The sequence below is a fragment of the Actinomadura hibisca NBRC 15177 genome, from assembly GCF_001552635.1.
Lineage (GTDB): Bacteria > Actinomycetota > Actinomycetes > Streptosporangiales > Streptosporangiaceae > Spirillospora > Spirillospora hibisca.
The window spans coordinates 1-24,993 of record NZ_BCRO01000133.1 but is presented as its reverse complement, the minus strand read 5'-3'; the positions used below and the strand labels follow the sequence as shown (position 1 = coordinate 24,993).

Here is a 24,993-nt window from a genome sequence, read left to right as displayed (position 1 = left end):
CCGGCAGGGGGCCCGCCCCCTACAACCCCGGGACAGTGGAAGGGCGGAGCCCTCGTGTTTGCTGGGGCGGGGGGACTTCCCCCGCGCCCCCGGCAGGGGCTCTGCCCCCACACCCCCGGCAGGGGGACTCCGTCCCCCTGCACCCCCTGGGATCACGAGCGCGGGGGCTGCGCCCCTGCACCCCGCTGGTTGCGGGGGCTCCGCCCCCACACCCCCGTCGGGGGCTCCGCCCCCACACCCCCGTCGGGGGCTCCGCCCCCGCGCCCCCGCGCCGCAGGTGCTCTTACGAACCAGCAGGTCCCGTGAAAGTCCGCTGCACACTGGCCACCTGCTCCGCATAACCCGCATCGCTCGGCGCCACCGCCCGCAACAACTCCACCCCATCCACCGAAATGCTCTCCGCCAACTCATTCGGATCAGCAGCGGCAATCCGGTACCGCTGATCAGTAGGCGGCAACAACAACGCAGGCAGCGGCACCGTCAACACCCGCGACAACGCCAGCAAGTCATTAACACTGAAAACAAGCGGCGACTCGACCCCCGCATTAGCGAGCTGCCCCGCCGACCAAGCCCTATTAGTCAGCCGCGACAACGCCACCGCCGTCGCCTCAGCATCCAGCCCCCGCTCTCTCATCCACCGTCCCACATTCGCCGCCACCACCTGGTTCATGCTGATCACCCGGTCCGGGCTCGGCACGTCCACCACCAGCGCAGGCGGCACCGGCGGCGCGGGCGGACGGCGCAGCGCCCGCAGGAACGCCACCCCCACCAGCAGCACTCCCACCACGGGCACCGCCCACGGGTAGGACGCCGTATGCCCCGTGAACGCGATCGGCTCGTCCAGTCCCGTGATCTCACCGCGCACCGAGTAGCGACCAAAAGCCGGTGCCCCCAGCGTGAACGGCACCTCGTAAGAGCGCTCCGCGCCAGGTTCCAGCGTCCCCAACGGCGGCGCGTTCACGATTTCCGTCGGGTCGGAACCCCGTCCCGCCGCCAACGCCAGCGGCGGATCCGTCACAGCGGTCGCCCCGTCATTGCGCACCGTGAACCGCAAAGTACGACGCGCCGGGCCACCGAACTGCTCAGCGAACCCGGACCCGCTCACCGCCACCCGCAACACCGTCACCCGGCGACTGCCCGCCACCGCGCCCAGTTCCGGCGACGACAGCGTCGTCATCCCCGCCACCTTCACCGGAACCGTCACCGGCGTCCCGCCCGCCACCGGCCGCACCGCCACCACGCACGGGCACCCGATCGGCGGCTTGGCGACGTTCAGCATCACCGTCGCCGTCTTCTTGTCCTGCACGAACGTCGTCGCCGACGTCCCCACGGCGCAGTCCGCCGTGCCGCGCCGCGCCTCGTTCCCGCACAGCTCCACCACGACGTTGCCCGCCGCCCACCCGGTCAGCTTCACCGTCAGCGTCTGGCCCGTCTTCACCGCCGAACGGTCGAGCTCGATGCGCGGCGCAGCGTCCGCCATAGGAGCCGGGACCAGCACGAACGCAGCCAGCATCAGGACGAGCAGCCGCTTCACGCGTGCCCCCGACGACCTCACGCCGGCCTCCGCCGACGGCACACCAGCAGCACGCCCCCAGCCACCACGAGCACCAGCACGCCCAACCCCAGCCACGGCACACCCCACGCCGAAGCCGTCCGCACCACCGGCCGCGACGGCAGCGCCCCGCCCGTCGCCGGGTCCGCCAACGACAACCGCACCGACGTCGTCAGCGGCCCAGCAGGCACAACACCCGCCACCCGCTCAGTGAAGGTGTAAGAACTCCCAGGCAGCAGCTCCGGAATCGGTCGCGACACCGCCTTCCCCCGCGTCCAGCCGAACGGCCCGGCCGACGTGATCCGCGCCGAAGCCGTCACCCGCACGTTGCCGGTGTTCCGCACCCGGTACGTCACCTTCATCGAGCCCGACCCAGCAGCGGGCGCGGAGTAGTCAGTGGTCAGCGAGTCCACCTGCACCGACGGCGTGAGCGGCCCGTTCACCCGCACGTGCACGCGCGCCGCCACCCGCCGGTCCACGTTGACGCGCTGCCCCCCGTTCGCGGTGCGCTGCTCGGTCACCGCCGTCACGACGCCGCCGCTGTGGTCGCCGGGCGTCGCGTCGTTCGGCACCGTCAGCGTGAACGGCACCTGCACGCGCTTGCCCGGCTTGACGGTCTGCGTCCCGGCCGTGAACGCCGCCCACGTCCCGACGCCGGTCGCCTGCCGGTCGGCGGTCAGCAACGCGAACGCGCCGTCGGCGGTGTTGAACGCGTCGGTGGCGTACACCCGGAGCGTCAGCGGCTTGTCGCCCAGGTTGGTGATGGTCACCCGGTCCTTGATCCGCTGGCCGGGGGAGGCGGTGTAGACGAAGTAGTCGCGTCCGCTCGGCCCGGTCGGACCGGACGGCCGAACCGCCCAGGTGAAGCCGCCCTTGCCCGGTGCCGGTGCGCTCGATGCCGCTGCGCCCGGAGCCGACCCGCCCGGCGTCGGTTCGGCCAGGGCGGACGGCGGCCCCGCCGCCAAAGCGAGGAAGGCCGCCAGGGAGGCGGCGGCCGTGCGGACGGTTGCGTTCATGTGGTGCTCCGCGTTCGGGGGTGGCGCGGCGCCCCCCGGGGAAGGGGCGCCGCGCCGGTCGGGGGAACCGTCAGGACAGGGTCAGGGTGAGGGTTCCGGTGTAGTCGCCGGGGGTGACGCCCGCCGGGATGCCGAGGTCCAGGCCCGCGCCCGCCTCGAACACGCCGCCGCTGTTGCCGCCGGCCGACGAGGCCAGCGTGCGCGCCACGTCCAGGCCCGACACGCGCGGACCCGCGACGACCTGGCCCGACGAGCCGTCGTTCACGACCGCGGCCGTCGGCGCCCAGGCCAGGTTGGCGGCCGGGATGGCGCCGCCGCCGGTGGCGGTGAGGTCGCTCATCTGGCCGACCAGGCTCCACCCGGCGTTGGTGCCGCGGGCGTCGGTGACGGTGGCCTTGTTGAGCGCGCCGGTGGCGTGCCCGCCGGGCGCGGCGTCGCTGAGGGCGACGTTGGTCCCGGCGACCGCCATGGTGAGCGCCCCGGCCCGGTTCACCTTCGCGGTGATGATCTGCTTCTCGGCGCCGGGGGTCTCGCCGCCCGGGTTCTCCCCGCCGGGGTTCTCCCCGCCCGGGTTCTCGCCCCCGGGGTTCTCGCCGCCGGTGAAGGTGACCGGCGTGAAGGAGTCCTGGCTGCGGTCGGGCGAGCCGTGCGCGGCGATCGTGATGATGTAGCACTGCGTGGTGAGGCAGTCGACGGGGTCGCCGTTGCCGTCGGTGTACTTGGCCTTCACGCCCGGCAGCACCACGTCGAAGCTGCCGTCGGCGTTCATCTTGACCTGGCCGGTGCTGCCCGCCGGGGCGTTCTTGTGGACCCACTTGGACACCTGGAACACGCCCGCGTTGGTGGCGTAGTCCGGGGTCTTCGGCCCGAACGCCACGTACACGCCGAGCCCGTTGTTGGCGGTGGTGCTGAACCCCGAGCCGTGCACGGTGAGGTCCTGGCCCGCCGGGTTCACGCCGGTGTTGGGGCTGACGGTGGTGCCCGGTCCCGCGGCGAACGCGGGGGTGAGGCCGAGCCCGGCCGTGAGGAGGGCGGCGCCCCCGACGATCACGGTGCCGCGGACCAGCCGCGAGGCGATGGACTGCATGAACTCTCCTTGGGTGAAGGGACGGTCGTGCCCGGTGGGCACGACCGGGCCCGCCGTGCCGCTGCGGGGGTTCGGCACGGAGGGACGAATCGGAAGGTGGATCGGGAAGGCGTGGCCGGGTCCGGTCAGCTCACGGGACGCCGCCGCCTCCGGCGCGCGAGCGCGCGCACGCCGAACCAGGCCGCGGCGACGCCCGCGATGACGATCCAGAACAGCGCGGGCGACTGGGCCGGTGCGCTGGAGGCCGTCTGCCGGAACGACTCGGCGGCCACGGGCGTCGCGAAGCCCTGCGGCGCGCTGCCCGCCGCGGCGGCGGACGCCTGCGGCGCGGGCGCGGCGGTTCCGGCGGGCGTCGTCGTGCCGGGTGACGCGGAGGAGCCGCCGGAGCTGCCGCCCGACGAACCCGGCGAGCCCGACGACGGCGTGTCCGTCGGCGTCCGCGACTTGCCCTTGAACACGATCGGCACCATCGAGTCCTGGCTGCGGTCGGGCACGCCGTGCGCCGCCATCGTCATGACGTAGCAGGCCACGGCGAGGCAGTCGACGGTCTTGCCGTTGCCGTCGGTGTACTTCGCCTTCACGCGCAGGCTCACCGAGAACGACCCGGACGGGCTCATCCGCGCCTGCCCGTTGCCGCCGCCCTTGGGGTGCACCCACACGGCGGCCGCGAACAGGTTGGCGTCCTTGAAGTAGTTCGCGGGACGCGGCCCGAACACCACGTACACCCCGAACCCGTTGTTGCGCTTCGCGTCGAAACCGGAGCCCGACACCGACACCGTCGCCCCGGCGGGATCGACGTTGCTGCGCTGGGACACCTGGAGCGAAGCGGCGTGGGCGGGCTCGGCGAAACCGATGGGAACGACGAGCGCGAGCATCGCCGCCGAAGCGCTCGTGCGGGCGCGCTGCCACCGTCTCATGGCACGTGATTCATGGCTCAGACCTGCGTCTTCCTACTTAGGTAAGCCTAAGCTAACCTGTCGCACGTCGGTTGAAAAGCCAACGAAAGTCACAAAGTTCAGAAACCGGGACGGACGATGCGCGCCTTCACCACCTCCACACTCCTCGGCACCGCGGTCCTCGCCGCGTGCGCCGGAACCGCGCACGCCGCGCCCGGCCCGGCGTCCGCCACCGGGCCGAAGGGACAGACGCTCACCGTCTCCCAGGCGGCCGGGCTCGACGCGAAGGGCGCCGCGCTCACCGTCACCGGCAAGGGCTACGACACCGGCAAGGGCGTCTACGTCGCGTTCTGCAAGGACAACGGGCCGGACAAGGCCCCCTCGCCCTGCGGCGGCGGTGCCGACACCAGCGGCAAGACCGGCGGCTCGCAGTGGGTGTCGTCCAACCCGCCGCCCTACGGCAAGGGCCTCGCCACCCCCTACGGCGCGGGCGGCACGTTCAGCGTCCAGATCAAGATCTCGTCGAAGCTGTCCGACACCGTGGACTGCGCCAAGGACAAGTGCGCCGTCGTCACCCGCGCCGACCACACCCGCGCGAGCGACCGCAGCCAGGACGTCCGCGTGCCCGTCACCTTCGGCGGCGGTGCCGAGGACGAGGGCGGGATCGGCACGCCGGTGCTGCTGGCGGGCGGCGGCGCGGCGGTGCTGGTGATCGCGGGCGCGGCCGTGTTCATCCTCCGGCGACGTTCGGGCGGCAAGGCGTGAACGTCCGCAAGCCCCGGCGGCCGACCGGGGCGAACACCCGCAAGCTCCGACCGAACGTCCGCACGCCCCGCGTCCTCGCCGCCGCCTCGCTCGCGCTCCTCCTCGGCCTCGCCGCCACCGGCTGCGCCGCGGGCTCCGGCGGCACCGCCTCCGGCGCCGCCGACGCGGCCGCCGCCTGCGGCCCCTCCACCATGGCCGTCACCAGCAACGACGTCGATCCCCTCAAGCCCGCCCCCACCCCCAAGCTCCCCGTCACCGTGACCTCCGCCGACGGCCGCAAGGTCACCGTCAAGGCCGCCCGCCGCGTGCTCGCCCTCAACCTCTACGGCTCGCTCTCGGAGATCGTGTTCAGCCTCGGGCTCGGCGGCCGCGTCGTCGGCCGGGACGCCTCCACCACCTTCCCCGCCGCGCGCTCCCTCCCGCTGGTCACCAACCAGGGGCACGACGTGTCCGCCGAGGCCGTCATGCGGCTGGACCCCGACGTCGTGCTGGCCGACAAGAGCATCGGCCCGCCCGAGGCGCTCGACCAGGTCCGCGCCGCCGGGATCCCGGTCGTCATGGTCGGCGACGAGCAGACGTTGCCCGCCGTCGGCGAGCACATCACCGCCGTCGCCGAGGCGCTCGGCGTGCCCGCCGCCGGACGCGCCCTCAACGACCGCGTCACCCGCCAGATCGACGCCGCCAAGGCCGCCGCGCCCAAGTCCGACAAGCCGCTCCGCGTCGCGTTCCTCTACCTGCGCGGTACGGCGGGCGTCTACCTCATCGGCGGCAAGGGCGCCGGTTCGGACGCCATGATCGAGGCGATCGGGGCCCGCGACGCCGGGACCGCCGCCGGGCTCGCGGGCTTCCGGCCGCTCACCAGCGAAGGGATGATCAACGCCGCGCCGGACGTGCTGCTGGTCATGTCCGCCGGGCTGAAGTCGGTCGGCGGCGTCCCCGGCCTGCTCAAGCTCCCCGGCATCGCCCAGACCCCCGCCGGGCGCAACCGCCGCGTCATCGACGCCGACGACGGCACGCTGCTCAACTTCGGCGCGCGGACCGGCGAGACCATCGCGGCCCTCGCCAAGGCCCTGCACAAGCCGTGCGGGACGCCATGACGGCCGTGACGGAAGCTCGCCCCGCCCGCCTGAAGGAAGCGTCCACCGGGCGGCTGAAAGTGGTCGTCCTGCTCACCGCGCTCGCCGTCGCCCTCGTGGTGATGGCCGTCGTCGCGGCCGCGCTCGGCCAGGTCAACATCCCTCCGACGCAGGTCGTCGGGTCCGTCCTGCACAAGATCGGCCTCGACGTCGGGCCGCTCCCGGACGCCGCGCAGGGCGACAACGCGCTGTGGATCGTCCGGTTCCCCCGCGTCGTCCTCGCCATCGTCACCGGCGCGTCCCTCGGCTGCGCCGGGGCCGTCATGCAGGGCGTGTTCGGCAACCCGCTCGCCGAGCCCGGCGTCATCGGCGTCTCCTGGGGCGCGGCCGTCGGGGCCGCCGCCGTCATCGTGTTCGGCCTCACCTTCCTCGGCAACTGGACGATCGTGCTCGCCGCCTTCGTCGCGGGCCTGCTGACGACGTTGCTGGTCTACACGGTGTCGCGGTCCGGGGGCCGCACCGACGTGGTGAACCTGCTGCTCACCGGCATCGCCGTCAACGCGGTGGCGACCGCCGCGCTCGGCCTGCTGATGTTCGCGGCGGGCAACGACGGGCTGCGCGCGATCACGTCCTGGCAGCTCGGCAGCCTCGCCGGGGCGACCTGGCCCGCCGTCGCCGCCGTCACCCCGTGCGCCGTCGCGGGCATCGTGCTGGCCTGCGCGTGCGCCCGCCGCCTGGATGTGCTGGCGCTCGGCGAACGCGCCGCCCGCCAGCTCGGCGTGGACGTCGAGAAGTTGCGTGTGGTGTGCGTGCTGGTCATCGCGCTGCTGACGTCCTCCGCCGTCGCGTTCAGCGGCATCATCGCCTTCGTCGGGCTGGTGATCCCGCACCTGATCCGGATGGCGGTCGGCCCCGGCCACCGCGTCCTGATCCCCGCGAGCGCGCTCGGCGGCGCGCTGATCCTGGTCACCGCCGACCTGATCGCGCGCACGTCGATCCCGTACCAGGAACTGCCGCTCGGCGTGCTGACCTCGATCGTCGGCGGGCCGTTCTTCTTCTGGCTGCTGCGCCGCACGCGGCGGCGCTCGGGAGGCTGGGGATGATCGCGCTGCGCCGCCGCGTCCGGCTCCCCGAACCCGCTGCCTCTGGCGACACGGCTCTGCGCGCCACGGGCCTCACCGTCCGGCGCGGTGGCCGCGACGTGCTGACCGGCGTCGACCTGGACGTCCGGCACGGCGAGATCCTCGCCCTCGTCGGCCCGAACGGCGCGGGCAAGTCGACGCTGCTGGCCGCGTTCTGCGGCGACGTCGCCCCCGCCGAAGGCACCGTCCACATGTCCGGCGCGCCGCTCGACGCCTGGACGCCGCGCGAGCTGGCGATGCGCCGTTCGATGTTGCCGCAGCAGCACACGTTGTCGTTCGCGTTCGACGCGATCGAGGTCGTGCGCATGGGCCGCGTCCCGTGGGCCGCGACCGAGCTGGAGGACGACGACGAGCAGGCCGTCGCCCAGGCCATGCGGGAGACCGACACGACGGCGTTCGCCCACCGCCCCTTCACCGCGCTGTCCGGCGGCGAGCAGGCCCGGGTGGCGCTGGCCCGCGTCCTGGCCCAGCGCGCGGCCACGACCCTGCTGGACGAGCCGACCGCCGCCCTGGACATCAAGCACCAGGAGCTGGTCTTCGCGGTGGCGAAGGCACAGGCGGCGAGGGGCCACGCGGTCGTCGTCGTGGTGCACGACCTGGGGCTGGCCGCCGCCTACGCCGACCGCGTCGCCGTCCTGGCGGCCGGCGGGATGGCGGCGTGCGGCCCGGCCGAGGAAGTGCTGACGGCGTCGTTGCTCAGCGAGGTCTACCAGTACGAGATCGAAGTGATCCCGCATCCCCGGACGGGCCGCCCGCTGGTACTGCCGCAACGCTGACCCGGCCGTGTGCGCCGCGCGGCGCGGCGCACACGACCTCGGCTCAGCAGTTGCTCTTGGCCGCCTTGTCCTGGAACCGGTCGCTCAGGAAGTTGACGGTGTCCGGCCACGCCCGCAGGAAGCCGATCGCGTGCTCGGCGGCCCCGTAGGTCTTCCAGGTCAGGTTCGTGCCGAGCTTGCACCAGTCGCGGTGCAGGGCGTCGGCCTGCTGGAAGCCGACCAGCTCGTCCAGGAAGGCGTGGCTCTGGAAGACCGGCACGCCCGGCTTGGTGCGGCCGAGCTTGTTCTCGTTGAACCGCGCCTGCCAGGCCGGGTCCTGGAGGATGTCGCGGGTGGCGAAGTCGGTGATGCGCCGGAAGGCGGTGCCGCCGATCGCCGGGACGGCGTCGAAGCTGACCAGGCAGACGTCCTCGAAGTCGTCCTTGAGCTTCTTGCCCTTCTCGTTGAGCACGCTGTCAAGGTCCAGTTCGGGGTAGGCGGTGTCGAAGCCGAGCCCGGCCAGGAACATCAGGCCCGCGCCGAGGGAGCCGTCCAGGAACTTGCCCATGGCGATCGGGTCGGCCGGGACGCCGCTGGCGGCGACGCCCTTGAGGTTCAGCTCGGGCGCGTAGCTGCCCGCGAGCTCGGCGGCCCACCCGGCGGTGCTGCCGCCCTGCGAGTAGCCGCTGACGGCGACCGGGTTGGACGTGCCGATCCCCGTCTCGGGCAGGCGCTGGGCGGCGCGGACGACGTCCAGCGCGTTGCGCCCGGCCGCGCGGCCCACGATGTAGGGGTGGATGCCGGGGGTGCCGAGGCCCTGCATGTCGGTGACGACGACGGCCCAGCCCTTGTTGACCAGGTCGTTGATGGTGAACTGCTCGTAGTCCAGGCCGGTGGTGAGCGTGTAGGAGGGCGCGCACTCGTCGCCCACGCCGCGCGTGCCGACGGTGTAGGAGACGACGGGGCGCGCGCCCTTGCCCGTCCAGGGCTTGTCGGGGACCAGGACGGTGCCGGACACGGCGGTGGGCGCGCCCTTGGCGTCCTCGGACCGGTAGAGGACCTGCCACGACTTCACCGACGGCGCGAGGGCGAATTTCGCGGGCCGCGACCGGATGACGTCGCCGGGCTTGCCGGGCGGGAGCGGGGACGGCGGCTGGTAGAAGGGGTCGTCCTGGGGAGCGGCGGCCTGGGGCGCCTGCGCGGCGGCGGGGGCGGCGGGCAGGACGGCGGCCGCCGCGCCGACGACCAGCGCGGCGGCTTGCAGCAGGCGGGGTACGCGACGCCTCTTGGGGGGCTGGGGCATGGCACGGCCCTTCGGGGGAGGGAGACACCCGGGGCGGGCCGGATGCCGAGGGGTGAGAAGTACCTTCCGGCAACCGAAGGAGTGTGACTAGGCACACAACGCATGAGAACCGGCGGCGAACTCATCCGGAAGCGACAAGACGGAACCCGTGCCGACGTGCGCCAGTGCTGGCGACCCTCGACGGTACGACGTGCGCATGCTTTGGTGTCCCGGCCTCGCCGACCTGCTGGGCACGACCAACCGGATCGTGGCGGGCGGCGCGGCGGCGCTGACGTTCTTCGCCGCCACGGGCGCGCAGTTCGCGATGCGGAGCCGGACGACGCGCACGATCCTGCTGACCGGCGCGTCCTCGACGGTCACGGGCCTCGCCGTGCTGACGCTGGCGGTGCACTGGAACTCGGTGACGGCCCTGATCGCCGCCGCCCGGCTGGCCGGGGCAGGCCAGGGACTCGGCTTCCTGGGCGGCCTGTCCCTGCTGAACGTCGCCGTGCCGCCCACCTGCCTGGTCGAGGCGAACGCGGCCCTGAACGTCGGCGGCTACCTGCCCGCCGGGCTGCTTTCCGTCGGTACCGGCTACCTGGGCGACGCGGTGGGCTTGCAGACCAGCACGACCATCTTCGCGACGGTAATGATCGTGATCGCGCTGGCGGGCGCGGCCGTCGCCGTCAGGCCCGGAAGGTAGCGCGCCACGTACTCGCCCGCCTGCTCCGGCGGTCCCCGCGTTGCCGCCCGTCGTCCCCGTCGCGGCGGCACGTCCCGCTAACCCGGTTTGACCAGGCCGGACTCGTACGCCGCCACCACCGCCTGCGCGCGCGTCCGCAAGCCCAGCTTCGCGAACACCGCCGACACGTGCGTCTTCACCGTCGCCTCCGACAACGTGAGGCGCGCCGCGATCTCCAGGTTGGACAGGCCCCGGCCGACCAGCGTCAGCACCTCGGTCTCGCGGGCGGTCAGCGCCGACGGGTCGTTCATCGCGACGCGCGGCGCGGCCCCGGCCGCCAGATGGCGCTCCACCAGCCGGGTCGTGATCGCCGGGGCCAGCAGCGTCGCGCCCGCGTGCACCGTCCGCACCGCCGCGACCAGGTGCTCGGGCGTGACGTCCTTCAGCAGGAACCCGGCCGCTCCCGCCGCCAGCGCCGCGTACACGTAGCGGTCCAGGTCGAAGGTCGTCAGCATGATCACCTTGGCCGGGCCGCCCGCCAGCAGGCGGGCCGCCTCCAGCCCGTCCAGCACCGGCATCCGCACGTCCAGCAGCACGACGTCGGGCCGGTGCAGCCCGGCCAGCCGCACCGCCTCGGCCCCGTCGGCGGCCTCGCCCACCACCGCGAACCCGGCCCGGTTCAGGATCGCCGCGAACCCGGCGCGCACCAGCGGCTGGTCGTCGGCCACCAGCAGCCGCAACGGCCCGCTCACCCGCCCTCCACCGGGATGCGCGCGCGGACCCGGAACCCGCCGCCCACGCGGCGGCGGGCGTGCAGGTCGCCGCCGTAGGCCGCGACGCGTTCGGCGAGCCCGGCCAGGCCCCGGCCCTCGCCGGGCGCGGGCGGCGGCGGGTCGCCGGTCAGCACGGACGGCCCGGTGTTGAGCACCTCGACGCGCACGTACCTGGGCGTGAACCGGACGTGCACCTCGGCGCGGGAGCCGGGCGCGTGCTTGAGGGCGTTGGTCAGCGCCTCCTGCACCACGCGGTAGGCGGCGGTGTCCACGCCCTGGGGGAGCGGCGGCCGCTCGCCCGACCACGTCACCTCGACCGGCAGCCCGGCGAACGCCACGCGGTCCAGCAGCGGGCCGAGCCGGTCCAGGCCCGCCTGGGGCGCTTCGACGCCGTCGGCGCCGTCGGCGGCGGGGGCGAGCAGGTCCAGCATCGTGCGCAGCTCCGCCATCGCGCCGCGGCCCGCGTCCTCCACGGCCCGGAGCGCCTCGTGCGCGTCGCCGTCCGCCAGGCCGAAGCGCGCGGCCCCGGCCTGCACGACCATCACGCTGACGTTGTGGGCCACGATGTCGTGCAGGTCGGCGGCCACCTTGGCGCGCTCGGCGGCGCGGGCGGCCTCGGCGGCGGCCTGCCGCTCGCGCTCCAGCGACCAGGAGCGCTCGGCCAGGTCGCGGTCGCGGCCCCGGCGCGCCGACCGCGCCGCGAGCAGCGCCAGCAGCACGGCGGCGAGGACGGGCGGCAGCGCCCAGCCGGGCACCGTCGCCTGCCAGTTCCGCAGCAGGACGGCGGCGGCCGTGGCGAGCACGGTCACGAGCAGGAACAGGCGCACGGTCCTCATCGTCGGGGGCGCGGCGGCGCTCGGCAATCGTCCCCGAGGAGGAGGCCGCCTACAACACCGGTCCGAGGCGGGCGCGCGGACCATCCCGCCGCCCGATGGCGGACTCGGCGCGCGGTCCCTAACGTCGCGGCCATGACCGAATCGGAGAACGCGCCGGTGGTGCGGCTGGCCGGGGTGCGCAAGGAGTACGGCGGCACCGTCGCGCTCGCCGGGATCGACCTGGCCGTCGCGGCGGGCGAGGCCGTCGCGGTGATGGGGCCGTCCGGCAGCGGCAAGTCCACCCTCCTCAACATGATCGCCGGACTGGACCGGCCGACCGCCGGCACGGTGGCGGTGCTGGGCGAGGAGCTCGGCGCGCTGTCGGAGACCGCCCTCGCCCGCTACCGGCGGCGGCGCGTCGGCATGGTGTTCCAGTTCTTCCACCTGCTGGACGACCTGCCGGTGCTGGACAACGTCGCGCTGCCCGCGCAGCTCGTCGGCGTCAACAGGCGCGCCGCCCGGGAACGCGCCGCCGGGCTGCTGGACGAGCTGGGCGTCGCCGGGCGCGCCCGCGCCTACCCGTCGGTGTTGTCGGGTGGCGAGCGCCAGCGCGTCGGCGTCGCCCGCGCGCTGATGAACCGGCCCGCGCTGCTGCTGGCCGACGAGCCCACCGGCGCGCTGGACTCCGCTTCCGGCGAGCAGGTGACGGACCTGCTGCTGGACCTCAACCAGATCGGCCAGACGTTGCTGCTGGTCACCCACGACCGCGCGCTGGCCGAGCGCGTCGCCACCCGCGTCATCACCGTGACCGACGGCCGGATCACCGCCGACCGCACGGCGGTCGCCCCGTGAGGGCGGTGTGGCGGGCCGCGCGCGCCGCCGTGCGCCGCCGCAGGCTCCAGACGCTGGTCATCGCGGTGATGGTGGCGGTGTCGGCGGCGCTGCTGACGCTCGCCGCCGGGCTGCTGGCGGCGGCGACCGCGCCGTTCGACCACGCCTTCGACGCCGCGCGCGGCGCGCACCTGGCGGTCACCTACGACGCGCGGCGGGCCGCGCCCGGCGCGGTCGCGGGGACGGCGCGCGCGCCCGGCGTCACGGCGTCGGCCGGACCGTTCGCCACCGTCCGCCTGGACGCCGTCGCCGGAGGGCTGCTGGTCGCGGGCCGCACCGCGGGCGGCGGCGTGGACGGGCTGACGCTGACCGAAGGGCGCTGGGCCGACCGGCCCGGCGAGATCGTCATGGCCGCCGGGCGCGCCGACCGCCCCCCGCCCTTCACCCTCGCCACCAGGGACGGCCGGTCCGTCACGGTGGTCGGCGCGGCCCGGTCGGTCACCCGCACCGCCGACGCGTGGGCCGCGCCCGGCGTCCTGCCCTCGCTCGGCCCGGCCACCGGCGCGCAGATGCTCTACCGCCTCGACCGGGCCGCCACCGTGGCGCAGGTCGCGGCGGGCCGGGCCGCGATCACGCGGGGGCTCGCGGTGCGGGAGGACGGGTCCTGGCTCACCGTCCGCGCCGACGCCGTGCAGGGGCCGCGCTCGGTGTTGCCGTTCCTGCTGCTGTTCGGCGCGCTGGGCCTGGTCACCGCCGTCCTGATCATCGCGAACGTGGTGTCGGGCGCGGTGGTGTCGGGGCTGCGGCACATCGGCGTGCTGAAGGCGCTGGGCTTCACCCCCGCCCAGGTCACCGCCGTCTACGTCACGATGGCCGCGGTGCCCGCCGCCGCCGGGTGCCTGGCCGGGGTCGCCGCCGGGAACGCGCTGGCGGTCGTGCTGCTCGCCCGCGTCGCCGACGGCCTGGACCTGCCGACGGTCGCCGGGACCGGCCTCGCGCTGGACGCCCTGGCCGCCGCCGCCGTGCTCGCCACGGTCGTGGTCACCGCGCTGGTCCCGGCCGCGCGCGCCGGACGCCTGCCCGCCCACCGCATGATCGCCGCGCGCCCGCCCGCCCCCGAGAGCCGCGCCCGCCGCGCCCAGACGTGGTTGTCGGGGCGGTCGCTGCCGCGCCCGGTCACTCTCGGCCTCGCGCTGCCGCTGGCCCGGCCGGGCCGCACCGCGCTGACGGTCGCGGCCGTGGGCTTCGGGGTCATGGCGGTGACGTTCGCGGCGGGGCTGAACCGGTCGGTGGGCGAGATGCGCGAGGTCACCGACCCGGCGCAGGTGACGGTCCGGGCCGTCCCCGAACGTCCCGTCCCCGGCTTCGACGCCAGGGTGCGGGCGCTGCTGGCGGGCCGTCCCGGCACCGAGCGCCTGACCGCCGGAACCCGCACCGAGGTCGCCGTCGCCGGTGCCGGGACCGCGTTCGAGCTGGCGGCGTGGCAGTCCCCGGACCTGGCCACCGAGCCGGTGCTGCGCGGCCGCCGTCCGGCCGGGCCCGGCGAGGCGGCCGTCACCGACGCCTTCCTCACCGTGCACCACCACCGCGTCGGCGACACGCTGACCCTGCGCGCGGGCGACCGGACCGCCGAGGTGCGGATCGTCGGGGCGCTGTTCGCGACCGACACCGGCCGCCTGTGGACGTCGTGGGAGACCCTCGCCGCGCTGGACCCCGCCGCGCGGCCCGACACGTTCCTGGTCAGGCTGGCCCCCGGCACCGCGCAGACCGACTACGTGGACGGCTTCGCGCGGGCGCTGGAGGCCGGCGCCGGACTGGACGCCGACGACTACGACCTCGCCGTCACCATGAACGGCGGCCACCCCGACACGGCGCTCGCCGTCCTGTTCGTGACGCTCGCGCTGCTGATCAGCGCGGCGTGCGCGCTGGGCGTGCTCAACACCGTCGTCCTCACCACCCGCGAACGCGGCCGGGACCTCGGCGTGCTGAAGGCGCTCGGCATGACGCCGCCCCAGGTGGTCGCGATGACGGTGGTGTCGACGGCCGCGATCGGCGCGGTCGGCGGCCTGCTGGGCGCGCCCGCCGGGGTCGCGCTGCACCGGCTGGCGCTGGAGCTGACCGCCCGCTCGGTCGACAGCGCGCTGCCCGGGACGATGTACGGGGTGTACCCGGCCGCGCTGCTGGCGGCGCTCCCGGCGGCGGGCGCGCTGATCGCGGCGCTGGGGGCGCTGCCCCCGGCCGTCCGCGCGGGCCGGATCAGAACGGCCGCGGTACTGCGCGGCGAGTGACCCGGAGTTCGGGTCAGGGGCTGGGGATGTACGGCGGTGCCACGCCCCAGCCCCAGTGCGGCATCGGGGCCTGCATCGGCGGGGTCGCGCCTGGCTGGGAGTTCGCGAACGCCAGGCGCGTGCCCCACTCGATGTAGCTCGCGAAGGCGGCGCGGAACTCCGGGTCGGTCGGCAGGCCCACCTCGTCGGCCGCGTCCATCAGCAGATTCACCCAGCGGCGGCGCTGCGGCTCGCTGATCGCCTTGCCGAGGTGCTGGGTCACCATGTGGTGGTAGCCGCCGCGCTCCTCGCTGTAGCGCGCCGGGCCGCCGAACACCTCGCCGAGCCACATCGCCACGTACCGGGGGTGGCGCGGGTCCATGCCCGCGAACAGCGGGCCGATCAGGTCGTCCTTCAGCACCCGGTCGTAGAAGGTCGCGGTGAGGCGCTCGAACGCCTCGGCCCCGCCCGCCCACTCGTACAGGGTCGGCACCGCGCCGCCGGGGCCGCGCACGGCGGTGGGCACGTAGTGGCGCATCTCCGCGATGTCCCGCACGTACGGCTTGATCTCGGCGAAGAAGGCCGGGAAGTGCTCGCCGGAGCGGAAACCCTCCAGGTGGTCGGCGGCCGACGTCCAGGTGATGCGCAGGACGTACCACTCGGGCTCGTCGACGCAGCGCGTCAGCTCGTAGTCCTTGCACTGCGGGGCGGCGGCGAGGGAGGTGGCGGCGCGGGCATAGGCGGCCTCGAAGGCGGCGGCGTCCGCCTGCTCGATCCGGTAGCGGAGGTACTCGACGATCATGATCACGTCCTCGGGGGAGAGGGGGCGCCATCAATGTAATCGTGTAATCATCACGCTGTCGATCGTTTGGAGGTGGCCCGGCGGGCGGTGCGTGCACCGCCCGCCGGGCCGCCGGTCAGTCCTGCTTGGGGCGGCGGGCCCAGGCGATCCCGCCCGCGATCAGCGCGATGACGGCCACCACCAGGCCGATCCAGAGCCAGCCGGACGAGCCGGACGACTCCTTCTCAGCCGCCTGGCTCGGCGCGGGAGCGGGTGCGGGGGCGGCGGGCGCGGCCGACGCCGGGGCCGACGACCCCGCCGCAGCCGTCGTCGAGCCCTTCACCGTGAACGTGAAGGTCCCCGACACCGGGTGGCCGTCCGCCGACACCACCCGCCACCCCACCGTGTACTCGCCGTTCGGCAGCGTGCCCTGCACCGGCTGCGTCACCTTGTTGTCCACCGCACGGGGCGCGCCCGTCTCGTGCCGCCCGCCCTGCGCGTCGGTCAGCACGACCTTCGGCATGGAGATCGTCTGCGTGTAGGTCAGCAGGATCTCCGACGGGGCCGCCACCGTGGCCTTCGCCGCCGGGTTCGACGAGCGCAGCGCCGTGTGCGCGCTCGCCGGGGCGGCCGTCACCGCCAGCGTCAACGCCGTCGCCGCGCCCAGGGTCGCGAGCCGCGCCGCCCTCACGCCTTGCCCCCGGCGTTGCGCGCCCGCGCGATGCCGAGGCCGCCGATGATGATCCCGACGACGCCGACCGCGATCCCGGCCCCGCCGAGCAGCCGCGCCGTCCCGTCGTCGGCCTCGTCGGTGGAGGAGGCGGCGGCGGGCTTAGCGCTCGCGGTCAGCCTGGCGTTCTGCGTCGTCGCCGCGCCCTTCGGCACCAGCTTCAGCACCGGCGCGGGGTGCTCGGGCTCCTCGCCCTGCCCGGTGCCGGGGTCCTGGTCCCACTTGACGACCTCGCCCCCGGCGTAGGTCTGCACGGCCTTGAACATCATGCGGTCGGTGTCGGTCGGCAGCGCGCCCATCGACACCTCGAACTCCTGGAACTGGCCCGGCTCGATCTTGCCGCCGGACCAGGTGATGCGGGACACCGCCTCGGTCAGTTCGCCGCCGTGCGCCTTGATCGGCTTGGCGAGCTTGGCCTTCTCCACCTTCACCGACCAGCCCGGCAGCGGCCGCACCGACACCGACGCGACCGGGTGGTCCATGGGCAGGTCCACCTGGAGCTTGGTGGTCCCGGCGTCGTCGCGCTCGTTCGGCACGCGGAAGGCGACCTTGCTGTAGCCGCCCTGCTCGGCGGTGCCGGGCTGGGCGGTGACGTGCGCGGACGCGGCGGTGGCGAGCCCGAGCAGGGAGGTGGCGGCCAGCGCGGACACGGCGGCCAGGCGGGAGGACATGCGAGAAGACATGGTGTTGCTCCGTTCGAGAACGTACGGGAAAGAGCCGGGCGCGCGCGTCGGCGCGTCCGGTGACGTACGGCGCTGCTAGAGCGCCCTCGAAAGGAGCGGTGGACCCCGCCGCACCACCAGATGCCTCAGCACCTGGTCAGTGGCGGGGACGGCGACCTCCCGCGCGACGGGCACGCGCGGCGGAAGCGCCGGAGGTTCGGCGGCGGGCAGGAGCAACCGCGCCGGACGCGCCGCCAGGCGACGGCCCAGCGCCCAGATCGCGCGCTCCCCGCGTCGCAACCACCACGCCGACAGCGCGGCGGCGGCGATGTGCGCCAGCGTCATCGCCATGCCCGAGTCGTGCGCGGGCATCGCGACCGCGTGATGGCCGTCGGCCACGGGCGCGCTCGCGTCCGCGAACAGGCTGTGCAGCGCGAACTGCCCGCCCAGCAGGCCGCCCAGGATGGTGGGCAGGGACCGCTCGTGCCCCGCCAGCGCCAGCGTGAACAGCAGCGTGCCCGCGAAACCCGTCAGCACCGCCCACGCCGGGACTTCCGCGCCGGACGCGAAGGCGTGCCCGAGGGTCGCCAACGTCACGCAGACGGTGGTGAAGACCACCGCCCGGGAGACGCGGAGGATCGGGCGCGGGGACATGGCGCCTCCATGCTCCCACCAACGCGCGGGACGCACCACCCGGCCCCCTCCTAGTGATCACGACACGCCCCTACATGTAGGGGTTGCGCGAAGAGTCTCGACAAGATGTAGGGTCTTGCCTCGTGCTGGTTCGCCCCGCCGGAGACGGTGCGGGCGTCGTAAGAGGGAACCCGGCGGGAATCCGGGACTGCCCCGCAGCGGTGAGTGGGAACGACCGCCGTCATCGAGCACTGGCCTCCTCGCGGGGGCCGGGAAGCGACGGCCAGTAGGAGAACGATCGGCGCCCACGAGTCCGAAGACCTGCCAGCGCCGAAGTTTCGTCCAGGTCCCGCGGGAGGGCCGGGGGCGGTGCGCGGCGCGCCCGCGCGCCCCTTCGCGCGCCCTGTCGGGGGACACCAGGCTCCCGAGGGGAAGAGCACGTGACCCAGGAACTGATCGCGCCACCGGCCGACGTCCTGTCCGGCACCGCCGAAGAGATCACCGTGGGGCCGGCGGGCCTCGCCGCCGAGATCGAGCGCGCCTGTGCCGGGCTGCCCGACGCCGACCCCGGCCGGGTGCTGGCCGCGGTGCGCGGTGGCGGCGGGGTGGACGCGGCCGGGTTGCGCGAGCTGGCGATCGGCGAGGCCGCCGCGCTGGTCGGGGTCGAGCCCGCCTACTCCAAGGTCGCCGCCCGGCTGCTGGGCGCGCACATCGCCGACGAGGCCGCCGCCGAGGGTGTGCGCTCGTTCGCCGAGTCGGTCGCGGTCGCGCACCGCGAGGGCCTGCTCGCCGACGAGTCCGCCGCGTTCGTCGCCGCCAACGCCGCCGCCCTGAACGCCCTGGTGGACGACGCCGCCGACGACCGCTTCGAGTACTTCGGGCTGCGCACTGTCTACGACCGGTACCTGCTGCGCCACCCCAGCACCCGCCGCGTGGTGGAGCGCCCGCAGTACTTCCTGCTGCGCGTCGCGGTCGGCCTGTCCGACACCGTCGAGGACGCGGGCGAGCTGTACGCGCTGCTCAGCACGTTGTCGTACCTGCCCAGCTCGCCGACGCTGTTCAACTCCGCCGCGCGCCGCCCGCAACTGTCGTCGTGCTTCCTGCTGGACTCGCCCCGCGACGAGCTGGAGTCGATCTACGAGCGGTACGCGCAGGTCGCGCGGCTCAGCAAGTACGCCGGGGGCATCGGCGTCTCCTGGAGCCGCATCCGCGCGCGCGGCTCGCTGATCCGCGGCACCAACGGCCACTCCAACGGCATCGTGCCGTGGCTGCGCACCCTGGACTCCTCGGTCGCCGCCGTCAACCAGGGCGGGCGGCGCAAGGGCGCGGCGTGCGTGTACCTGGAGCCGTGGCACGCCGACGTCGAGGAGTTCCTGGAGCTGCGCGACAACACCGGCGAGGAGGCCCGCCGCACGCACAACCTGAACCTCGCCAACTGGGTGCCCGACGAGTTCATGCGCCGCGTCGAGGCCGACGCCGACTGGTCGCTGTTCGACCCCAAGGAGGTCCCCGAGCTGGTGGACTTGTGGGGCGACGACTTCGACGCCGCCTACCGCAAGGCCGAGGCCGAGGGCCGCTACGTCCGCCAGATCTCGGCGCGCCGCCTGTTCGGCCGGATGATGCGCACTTTGGCGGAGACCGGCAACGGCTGGATGACGTTCAAGGACGCCGCCAACCGCGCCTGCAACCAGACCGCCGAGCCCGGCAACGTCGTCCACCTGTCGAACCTGTGCACCGAGATCCTGGAGGTCACCAGCGACGGCGAGACCGCCGTGTGCAACCTCGGCTCGGTCAACCTGGGCGCGCACGTGTCCGGCGGCGACATCGACTGGGACCGGCTGCGCTCCACCGTCCGCACCGCCGTCCGCTTCCTGGACCGCACCATCGACCGGGGCTTCTACCCGACCGACGAGGCGGCCGGCGCGAACCGCAAGTGGCGCCCGGTCGGCCTGGGCGTGATGGGCCTGGCCGACGTGTTCTTCAAGCTGCGGCTGCCGTTCGACTCGGCCGAGGCGAAGGCGCTGTCCACGCGCATCGCCGAGGAGATCGCGCTCGCGGCGTACGGGGCGTCCGCCGACCTGGCCGCCGAGCTGGGCCCGCTGCCCGCCTACGCCGCGACCCGCACCGCGCGCGGCCAGCTCCACGTGGACCACTTCCCGGACGCGGTGATCACGCGCACCGAGGCGTGGGACGCGCTGCGCGCCCGCGTCGCCGAGACCGGCCTGCGCAACTCGCTGCTGATCGCGATCGCGCCGACCGCGACGATCGCGTCCATCGCCGGGTGCTACGAGTGCGTCGAGCCGCAGGTGTCCAACCTGTTCAAGCGCGAGACGTTGTCGGGCGAGTTCCTCCAGATCAACAACTACCTGGTGGCCGACCTCAAGCGCTTCGGCCTGTGGGACGCCGCGACCCGCGAGGCGATCAAGCGCGCCAACGGCTCCATCCAGGGCATCGTGGACCTGCCCGCGTCGCTGCGCGAGCTGTACCGCACCGCGTGGGAGCTGCCGCAGAAGGCGCTGATCGACCTGGCGGCGGCGCGCACGCCGTTCATCGACCAGAGCCAGTCGCTGAACCTGTTCATGGAGACGCCGACCATCGGCAAGTTGTCGTCGATGTACGCCTACGCGTGGCGCAGCGGCATCAAGACCACCTACTACCTGCGGTCGCGCCCGGCCACCCGGATCGCGCAGACGACCGTCGCCGCGCAGGCCACGGCCGTCGCCGACCCCGACGCGGTCGCCTGCTCCCTTGAGAACCCCGAATCCTGCGAGGCCTGCCAGTGAGCTCGCGAACTTCAGAAGGACACGGCATGCTGCTCGACCCGGGCATGGACCTGACCCTGCGTCCCATGCGCTACCCCGACTTCTACGAGCGCTACCGCGCCGCGATCCGCAACACCTGGACCGTCGAGGAGGTGGACCTCGCCTCCGACCTGGCGGACCTGGCCCGCCTCACCCCGGCCGAGCTGCACCTGGTCAACCGGCTGGTCGCGTTCTTCGCCACCGGCGACTCGATCGTGGCCAACAACCTGGTGCTCAACCTGTACAAGCACGTCAACGCGCCCGAGGCGCGGCTGTACCTGTCGCGGCAGCTTTTCGAGGAGGCCGTGCACGTCCAGTTCTACCTGACGCTGCTGGACACCTACCTGCCCGACATGGACGAGCGCACCAAGGCGTTCGCGGCCGTCGAGCACATCCCGTCGATCCGCGCGAAGGCCGAGTTCTGCTTCAAGTGGATCGGGACGATCGACAAGCTGGACGAGCTGCACACCGCCGCCGACCGGCGCGCGTTCCTGCTCAACCTGATCTGCTTCGCCGCGTGCATCGAGGGCCTGTTCTTCTACGGCGCGTTCGCGTACGTGTACTGGCTGCGCTCGCGCGGCCTGCTGAACGGCCTGGCGTCCGGGACGAACTGGGTCTTCCGCGACGAGTCCATGCACATGGAGTTCGCGTTCTCGGTCGTGGACACCGTCCGCGCCGAGGAGCCGGAGCTGTTCGACGCGGAGATGACGCGGCAGGTCACCGAGATGCTGGAGGAGGCCGTCGAGGCGGAGCTGGCGTTCGCGCGCGACCTGTGCGGCGACGGCCTGCCGGGCATGAGCGCCGACGACATGCGCTCCTACCTGGAGTACGTGGCCGACCAGCGGCTGGCGCGGCTGGGCCTGCCGGTGCGGTACGGGACGGCGAACCCGTTCGCGTTCATGGAGCTGCAGGACGTGCAGGAGTTGTCGAACTTCTTCGAGCGGCGCGTGTCGGCGTACCAGATCGGGGTCGAGGGCAGCGTGGCGTTCGACGAGGCGTTCTGAGACGAGGCTCTCCGTGCGGTGAGGTGAGAGCGGTCCGCCGCGGGGTAGGGGCGGTCCAGAACGACCGGATCGCCCCGCAACCTTTTGTGATGGTCCGTTCGTTGGAGGGGTGAGGCCGTCGCCGTCACCCGTCCGGCACGGGCCGAGGAGGAACCATGCCCCTCGTCGACAAGATCAAGCGTTTCGCGCGAAGTCCCCAGGGCCAGCGCGCCCGCGCGCGGGCCGGGCAGATCGCCCGCGACCCGCGCAACCAGGCCAGGGCGCGCGGCCTGCTCGCCCGCTTCCGCGGCAAGGGCCGCGGCACCGGGGGAGCCCGCCGCTACTGAGCCCCGCGTCCCATGAACCCGTCTCCGCCCTCCGGCGGGGGCGGGTTTTTGCTGCCCCATGGCAACTGCGGGTTGGACGTAACTGCAAGTAGTTTGCAATAGTGGCGGGCATGTCGAACTACACGCTGCCCGATCTCCCCTACGACTACGCGGCGCTGGAGCCGGCGATCACCGGCGAGATCCTGGAGCTGCACCACTCCAAGCACCACGCGGCCTACGTCAAGGGCGCCAACGACACGCTGGAGAAGCTCGCCGAGGCGCGCGACAAGGAGCAGTTCGGCGGCCTGGTGGGGCTGGAGAAGACCTTCGCCTTCAACCTGTCCGGCCACGTGCTGCACTCGATCTTCTGGGAGAACCTGTCCCCCGACGGCGGCGACCGCCCCGACGGCGAGCTGCAGGCCGCGATCGACGAGCACTTCGGCTCGTTCGAGGCGTTCCAGAAGCAGCTGTCGTCGGCGACCTCGCTGGTGCAGGGCTCGGGTTGGGGCGTGCTGGCGTGGGAGCCGCTGGGTCAGCGGCTGGTGGTGGAGCAGGTGTACGACCACCACGGCAACATCGGCATGAACAGCACGCCGCTGCTGGTGTTCGACGCCTGGGAGCACGCGTACTACTTGCAGTACCGGAACGTGCGTCCGGACTACGTCGAGAAGTTGTGGTCGCTGGTCAACTGGACGGACGTGAAGTCGCGCTTCGACAAGGCGCGCAGCGCCTGAGTCACCGGCGCCCAGGAACGTGCGGCGCCCACCTGGCCGGGATCGTGCTCAGAACCTTTCCCTTGCGGCCAGGCGGGCGCCGCACCCTTTTCCGGGGCTCGGCTGACCGGCGGCCGGAACTGTGGGGCGGAACAGCCGCGCCCGGTCAGGCCGGTGACGGCCACCAGTGCCGGGGCCAGCGGCGGTGGCCGTCCCGAGGCGACCCTAGAGTGACCGCTATGACCGGTGATTACCTGTACTGGGAGAACGTCCCCACGCGGTGGAACGACAACGACGTCTACGGCCACGTCAACAACGTCGTGCACTACTCGCTGATGGACACCGTGATCAACGAGTGGATGATCCGCACCGCCGGGTTCGACCCGCTGCGCGGCGAGGCCATCGCCATGTGCGTGGAGTCGCACTGCGTCTACAAGGCCGAGGTCGCCTTCCCCGACACGATCCGGGTGGGGCTGCGCGTCGGCAAGCTCGGGCGGTCCAGCGTGCGCTGGGAGGTCGGCATGGTGCGCGGGGACGGCACGCTGATCGCGGAGGGGCACTTCGTGCACGTGTTCGTCGGCCGCGACAGCCGCCGCCCGGTGGAGATCGTGGACCCGGTCCGGGGCGAGATGCAGAAGCTGGTGATCGCGTGACCACGACCCGCGCCGCCGTCCTGGTGGAGGCGGGCCGCCCCGCCCCCTACGCCGACTCGCGCCCCCTGGAGATCACCGAACTGCGCCTGGACCGCCCCGGGCCCGGCGAACTGCTGGTCCGGGTGGGGGCGGCGGGCCTGTGCCACTCCGACCTGTCGGTGATCAACGGCTCGCGGGTGCGGCCACTGCCCATGGCGCTGGGCCACGAGGCGGCGGGCGAGGTCGTCGAGACGGGCGGGGACAGCGAGTTCGCGCCCGGCGACCACGTGGTGATGGCGTTCGTCCCGGCGTGCGGACACTGCGACCGGTGCGTCGCGGGACGTCCGGCGCTGTGCGGGCCGGGCGCGCAGGCCAACGGCGCGGGCACGCTCCTGTCCGGCTCGCGCCGCTTCACCGCGCCCGACGGGACGCAGCCGCACCACCACCTGGGAGTGTCGGCGTTCTCGGAGTACACGATCGTGTCGGCGCGGTCGGCGGTGAAGGTGGACGCCGACCTGCCGCACGAGATCGCGGCGCTGTTCGGCTGCGCGGTGCTGACGGGAGCGGGCGCGGCGCTGTACAGCGCGGAGGTGCGGCCGGGCGACACGGTGGCGGTCTTCGGCCTGGGCGGCGTGGGCCTGGCCGCGCTGCTGGCGGCGAAGGCGGCGGGCGCGTCCTCGATCATCGCGATCGACGTGGTGCGGGAGAAGCGGGACCTGGCGGTGAAGCTGGGCGCGGCGCACACGGTGGCGGGCGGCCCGGACGCGGTGGAGGCGGTCCGGGAGCTGACGGGTGGCGGCGCGGAGAAGGTGATCGACACGACGGGCGTCGTCCCGGTGCTGGAGCAGGCGTACGCGGCGACGCGGGCGGGCGGCGTGACGGTGACGGTGGGCCTGCCGGCACCGGGCGTGCCGCTGACGCTGCCTGCGTTGAGCCTGGTGGCGGAGGAGCGGACGCTGCGGGGGAGCTATTTGGGGTCGTGCGTGCCGCGTAGGGACGTGCCGCGCTTCATTGGGATGTACCGCTCGGGGGCGCTGCCGGTGGACGCGTTGTTGTCGCATCGGTTGGGGCTGGACGAGGTGAACGAGGGGTTCGACCGGCTGCACGGGGGAGAGGCGGTGCGGCAGGTCGTGACGTTCTGACCCGACCTGATCGGGCCGGCTCCGCGGGCCCTGCTGATCTTTGGCGGGGACTTGGGATTAGCGCAGGTCGGGGACCGGTATCGCTATCCCATGACCCAGTACCGCATTGACTACGGCGACGAGGACAACCGCGTCACCGAGACCATCGACGCCGACCAGATCGTGTCCGAGGACGGTGTGGTCGTCTTCTTCAAGGGCGACGACGCCGTCCTGCGGGTGAACGAGGAACACCTGCACAACGGGGATGAGCTGCCGATCGAGCGGACGTAGAGGACGCACGGTTCACGCCTTCGGGCACCTTTGGCGAGCCAGGCCCGCGCGGCGTCATGGAGTTACCGGGCTGACCCGCGCGGGGTTGGTGCGTGTGGGTGTCTGGTCGGTGTTCCCGGCTCCGTGTTTAGCGCCCAGTGCCTGATCGGTGCCCTCAGCCCGCACTAAACCACGCTCCGCGCCAAGCCAAGCGCTCCGCGCAACTACCCAGGCCCCGTGCCCCACACGTGACCAACAACCCCAACCCCGCGCTCCGCGCTGGATCAGCAATCCCAGCCCCGCGCCCGAACAGGATCAACGGCCCCAGCCCCGCGCTCCGCACCCGACCAAGAGCCTCAGCCCCGTGCGCTGCACCATCACAGCGACCTCAGCCGCCCGGGG

At 73.7% G+C, this 24,993-nt stretch carries 25 protein-coding genes and 1 riboswitch; of the genes, 14 read left to right on the top strand and 11 right to left on the bottom strand.

Annotation, left to right across the window (positions count from 1 at the left end; translation table 11 throughout):
* Positions 1–283 precede the first annotated feature (283 nt).
* The 4 genes from AH6_RS45170 to AH6_RS40680 all read right to left on the bottom strand — a co-directional run bounded on the left by AH6_RS45170 (position 284) and on the right by AH6_RS40680 (position 4,572).
* On the bottom strand, positions 284–1,534 hold the full coding sequence (locus tag AH6_RS45170) for a hypothetical protein (protein WP_157432029.1): 1,251 nt from the start codon (positions 1,532–1,534) through the stop codon (positions 284–286).
* 17 nt (positions 1,535–1,551) lie between these two features.
* Entirely contained in the window at positions 1,552–2,568 is a 1,017-nt protein-coding gene (locus AH6_RS46900; protein ID WP_067491566.1) for a WxL protein peptidoglycan domain-containing protein, read from the bottom strand.
* Positions 2,569–2,638: 70 nt separating this feature from the next.
* On the bottom strand, positions 2,639–3,655 hold the full coding sequence (locus AH6_RS40685) for a WxL domain-containing protein (RefSeq protein WP_067491564.1): 1,017 nt from the start codon (positions 3,653–3,655) through the stop codon (positions 2,639–2,641).
* A 125-nt stretch (positions 3,656–3,780) separates the two neighbouring features.
* Complete coding sequence (locus tag AH6_RS40680; RefSeq protein WP_067491562.1) at positions 3,781–4,572, bottom strand: hypothetical protein; 792 nt, start codon at positions 4,570–4,572, stop codon at positions 3,781–3,783.
* 117 nt (positions 4,573–4,689) lie between these two features.
* Here AH6_RS40680 and AH6_RS40675 point away from each other — a divergent pair, with 117 nt between their 5' ends.
* From AH6_RS40675 to AH6_RS40660, 4 genes are read left to right on the top strand one after another with little or no spacing between them, the layout of a single operon-like run.
* On the top strand, positions 4,690–5,316 hold the full coding sequence (locus tag AH6_RS40675; RefSeq protein WP_067491560.1) for a neocarzinostatin apoprotein domain-containing protein: 627 nt from the start codon (positions 4,690–4,692) through the stop codon (positions 5,314–5,316).
* Positions 5,313–6,413 (top strand): heme/hemin ABC transporter substrate-binding protein, encoded by a 1,101-nt coding sequence (locus AH6_RS40670; RefSeq protein ID WP_157432028.1) that lies wholly within the window; start codon positions 5,313–5,315, stop codon positions 6,411–6,413. Before AH6_RS40675 ends, AH6_RS40670 begins: the two co-directional genes overlap by 4 nt.
* Positions 6,410–7,495 (top strand): FecCD family ABC transporter permease, encoded by a 1,086-nt coding sequence (locus AH6_RS40665; RefSeq protein WP_067491558.1) that lies wholly within the window; start codon positions 6,410–6,412, stop codon positions 7,493–7,495. The genes AH6_RS40670 and AH6_RS40665 overlap by 4 nt, the downstream gene beginning before the upstream one ends.
* Positions 7,492–8,310, top strand: coding sequence for a heme ABC transporter ATP-binding protein (locus AH6_RS40660; protein WP_067491556.1), 819 nt, complete (start codon positions 7,492–7,494; stop codon positions 8,308–8,310). Before AH6_RS40665 ends, AH6_RS40660 begins: the two co-directional genes overlap by 4 nt.
* Positions 8,311–8,353: 43 nt before the next feature.
* On the opposite strand, the gene AH6_RS40655 is transcribed toward AH6_RS40660, so the two are convergent.
* Positions 8,354–9,592 carry a lipase family protein gene (locus AH6_RS40655; protein WP_067491554.1) on the bottom strand — a complete coding sequence of 413 codons (1,239 nt, stop codon included), beginning with the start codon at positions 9,590–9,592 and terminating at the stop codon, positions 8,354–8,356.
* 196 nt (positions 9,593–9,788) lie between these two features.
* Between AH6_RS40655 and AH6_RS40650 the strand changes: the two genes are divergently transcribed.
* Positions 9,789–10,274 carry a hypothetical protein gene (locus AH6_RS40650; RefSeq protein WP_067491552.1) on the top strand — a complete coding sequence of 162 codons (486 nt, stop codon included), beginning with the start codon at positions 9,789–9,791 and terminating at the stop codon, positions 10,272–10,274.
* 77 nt (positions 10,275–10,351) lie between these two features.
* On the opposite strand, the gene AH6_RS40645 is transcribed toward AH6_RS40650, so the two are convergent.
* Together AH6_RS40645 and AH6_RS40640 are read right to left on the bottom strand one after the other, a co-directional pair.
* Positions 10,352–11,005 (bottom strand): response regulator transcription factor, encoded by a 654-nt coding sequence (locus AH6_RS40645; protein ID WP_067491550.1) that lies wholly within the window; start codon positions 11,003–11,005, stop codon positions 10,352–10,354.
* Entirely contained in the window at positions 11,002–11,853 is an 852-nt protein-coding gene (locus AH6_RS40640) for a sensor histidine kinase (RefSeq protein ID WP_218006046.1), read from the bottom strand. The genes AH6_RS40645 and AH6_RS40640 overlap by 4 nt, the downstream gene beginning before the upstream one ends.
* Positions 11,854–11,994: 141 nt before the next feature.
* On the opposite strand from AH6_RS40640, the gene AH6_RS40635 reads away from it, so the two are divergent.
* Positions 11,995–12,693: an ABC transporter ATP-binding protein gene (locus tag AH6_RS40635; protein WP_067491548.1), complete on the top strand. Its 699-nt coding sequence runs from the start codon at positions 11,995–11,997 to the stop codon at positions 12,691–12,693.
* Entirely contained in the window at positions 12,690–14,960 is a 2,271-nt protein-coding gene (locus AH6_RS40630) for an ABC transporter permease (protein ID WP_067491546.1), read from the top strand. Before AH6_RS40635 ends, AH6_RS40630 begins: the two co-directional genes overlap by 4 nt.
* Before the next feature lie 13 nt (positions 14,961–14,973).
* On the opposite strand, the gene AH6_RS40625 is transcribed toward AH6_RS40630, so the two are convergent.
* From AH6_RS40625 to AH6_RS40610, 4 genes are all read right to left on the bottom strand, one after another.
* Positions 14,974–15,741 (bottom strand): group II truncated hemoglobin, encoded by a 768-nt coding sequence (locus AH6_RS40625; protein ID WP_067491570.1) that lies wholly within the window; start codon positions 15,739–15,741, stop codon positions 14,974–14,976.
* Positions 15,742–15,856: 115 nt separating this feature from the next.
* Positions 15,857–16,411, bottom strand: a complete 555-nt coding sequence (locus AH6_RS40620) for a copper resistance CopC family protein (RefSeq protein WP_067491544.1) — start codon at positions 16,409–16,411, stop codon at positions 15,857–15,859.
* Positions 16,408–17,133, bottom strand: a complete 726-nt coding sequence (locus AH6_RS40615) for a YcnI family copper-binding membrane protein (RefSeq protein ID WP_067491543.1) — start codon at positions 17,131–17,133, stop codon at positions 16,408–16,410. Before AH6_RS40615 ends, AH6_RS40620 begins: the two co-directional genes overlap by 4 nt.
* Positions 17,134–17,208: 75 nt before the next feature.
* Entirely contained in the window at positions 17,209–17,766 is a 558-nt protein-coding gene (locus tag AH6_RS40610; RefSeq protein WP_067491541.1) for a hypothetical protein, read from the bottom strand.
* A 109-nt stretch (positions 17,767–17,875) separates the two neighbouring features.
* Positions 17,876–18,088, top strand: a riboswitch (cobalamin riboswitch).
* Between the two features lie 97 nt (positions 18,089–18,185).
* Between AH6_RS40610 and AH6_RS40605 the strand changes: the two genes are divergently transcribed.
* The 7 genes from AH6_RS40605 to AH6_RS40580 all read left to right on the top strand — a co-directional run bounded on the left by AH6_RS40605 (position 18,186) and on the right by AH6_RS40580 (position 24,612).
* Positions 18,186–20,528 carry a ribonucleoside-diphosphate reductase subunit alpha gene (locus AH6_RS40605; protein ID WP_067491539.1) on the top strand — a complete coding sequence of 781 codons (2,343 nt, stop codon included), beginning with the start codon at positions 18,186–18,188 and terminating at the stop codon, positions 20,526–20,528.
* A 26-nt stretch (positions 20,529–20,554) separates the two neighbouring features.
* Positions 20,555–21,550 carry a ribonucleotide-diphosphate reductase subunit beta gene (locus AH6_RS40600; protein WP_067491538.1) on the top strand — a complete coding sequence of 332 codons (996 nt, stop codon included), beginning with the start codon at positions 20,555–20,557 and terminating at the stop codon, positions 21,548–21,550.
* Positions 21,551–21,705: 155 nt separating this feature from the next.
* Complete coding sequence (locus AH6_RS44935; protein ID WP_169807977.1) at positions 21,706–21,876, top strand: hypothetical protein; 171 nt, start codon at positions 21,706–21,708, stop codon at positions 21,874–21,876.
* A 110-nt stretch (positions 21,877–21,986) separates the two neighbouring features.
* Positions 21,987–22,589 (top strand): superoxide dismutase, encoded by a 603-nt coding sequence (locus AH6_RS40595; RefSeq protein WP_067491537.1) that lies wholly within the window; start codon positions 21,987–21,989, stop codon positions 22,587–22,589.
* 218 nt (positions 22,590–22,807) lie between these two features.
* Complete coding sequence (locus AH6_RS40590) at positions 22,808–23,221, top strand: acyl-CoA thioesterase (protein ID WP_067491536.1); 414 nt, start codon at positions 22,808–22,810, stop codon at positions 23,219–23,221.
* Positions 23,218–24,342 (top strand): zinc-dependent alcohol dehydrogenase family protein, encoded by a 1,125-nt coding sequence (locus AH6_RS40585; protein ID WP_083983937.1) that lies wholly within the window; start codon positions 23,218–23,220, stop codon positions 24,340–24,342. The genes AH6_RS40590 and AH6_RS40585 overlap by 4 nt, the downstream gene beginning before the upstream one ends.
* A gap of 90 nt (positions 24,343–24,432) precedes the next feature.
* Complete coding sequence (locus AH6_RS40580; RefSeq protein WP_067491535.1) at positions 24,433–24,612, top strand: hypothetical protein; 180 nt, start codon at positions 24,433–24,435, stop codon at positions 24,610–24,612.
* The last annotated feature ends 381 nt before the right edge of the window (positions 24,613–24,993 follow it).

Excerpts from the sequence above, each read along its gene's own strand:
- AH6_RS46900 (WP_067491566.1), bottom strand. The coding sequence starts at position 2,568 with ATGAACGCAACCGTCCGCACGGCCGCCGCCTCCCTGGCGGCCTTCCTC.
- AH6_RS40685 (WP_067491564.1), bottom strand. The coding sequence starts at position 3,655 with ATGCAGTCCATCGCCTCGCGGCTGGTCCGCGGCACCGTGATCGTCGGG.
- AH6_RS40680 (WP_067491562.1), bottom strand. The coding sequence starts at position 4,572 with ATGAGACGGTGGCAGCGCGCCCGCACGAGCGCTTCGGCGGCGATGCTC.
- AH6_RS40675 (WP_067491560.1), top strand. The coding sequence starts at position 4,690 with ATGCGCGCCTTCACCACCTCCACACTCCTCGGCACCGCGGTCCTCGCC.
- AH6_RS40665 (WP_067491558.1), top strand. The coding sequence starts at position 6,410 with ATGACGGCCGTGACGGAAGCTCGCCCCGCCCGCCTGAAGGAAGCGTCC.
- AH6_RS40660 (WP_067491556.1), top strand. The coding sequence starts at position 7,492 with ATGATCGCGCTGCGCCGCCGCGTCCGGCTCCCCGAACCCGCTGCCTCT.
- AH6_RS40655 (WP_067491554.1), bottom strand. The coding sequence starts at position 9,592 with ATGCCCCAGCCCCCCAAGAGGCGTCGCGTACCCCGCCTGCTGCAAGCC.
- AH6_RS40650 (WP_067491552.1), top strand. The coding sequence starts at position 9,789 with ATGCTTTGGTGTCCCGGCCTCGCCGACCTGCTGGGCACGACCAACCGG.
- AH6_RS40635 (WP_067491548.1), top strand. The coding sequence starts at position 11,995 with ATGACCGAATCGGAGAACGCGCCGGTGGTGCGGCTGGCCGGGGTGCGC.
- AH6_RS40625 (WP_067491570.1), bottom strand. The coding sequence starts at position 15,741 with ATGATCGTCGAGTACCTCCGCTACCGGATCGAGCAGGCGGACGCCGCC.
- AH6_RS40615 (WP_067491543.1), bottom strand. The coding sequence starts at position 17,133 with ATGTCTTCTCGCATGTCCTCCCGCCTGGCCGCCGTGTCCGCGCTGGCC.
- AH6_RS40610 (WP_067491541.1), bottom strand. The coding sequence starts at position 17,766 with ATGTCCCCGCGCCCGATCCTCCGCGTCTCCCGGGCGGTGGTCTTCACC.
- AH6_RS40600 (WP_067491538.1), top strand. The coding sequence starts at position 20,555 with ATGCTGCTCGACCCGGGCATGGACCTGACCCTGCGTCCCATGCGCTAC.
- AH6_RS44935 (WP_169807977.1), top strand. The coding sequence starts at position 21,706 with ATGCCCCTCGTCGACAAGATCAAGCGTTTCGCGCGAAGTCCCCAGGGC.
- AH6_RS40595 (WP_067491537.1), top strand. The coding sequence starts at position 21,987 with ATGTCGAACTACACGCTGCCCGATCTCCCCTACGACTACGCGGCGCTG.
- AH6_RS40590 (WP_067491536.1), top strand. The coding sequence starts at position 22,808 with ATGACCGGTGATTACCTGTACTGGGAGAACGTCCCCACGCGGTGGAAC.
- AH6_RS40580 (WP_067491535.1), top strand. The coding sequence starts at position 24,433 with ATGACCCAGTACCGCATTGACTACGGCGACGAGGACAACCGCGTCACC.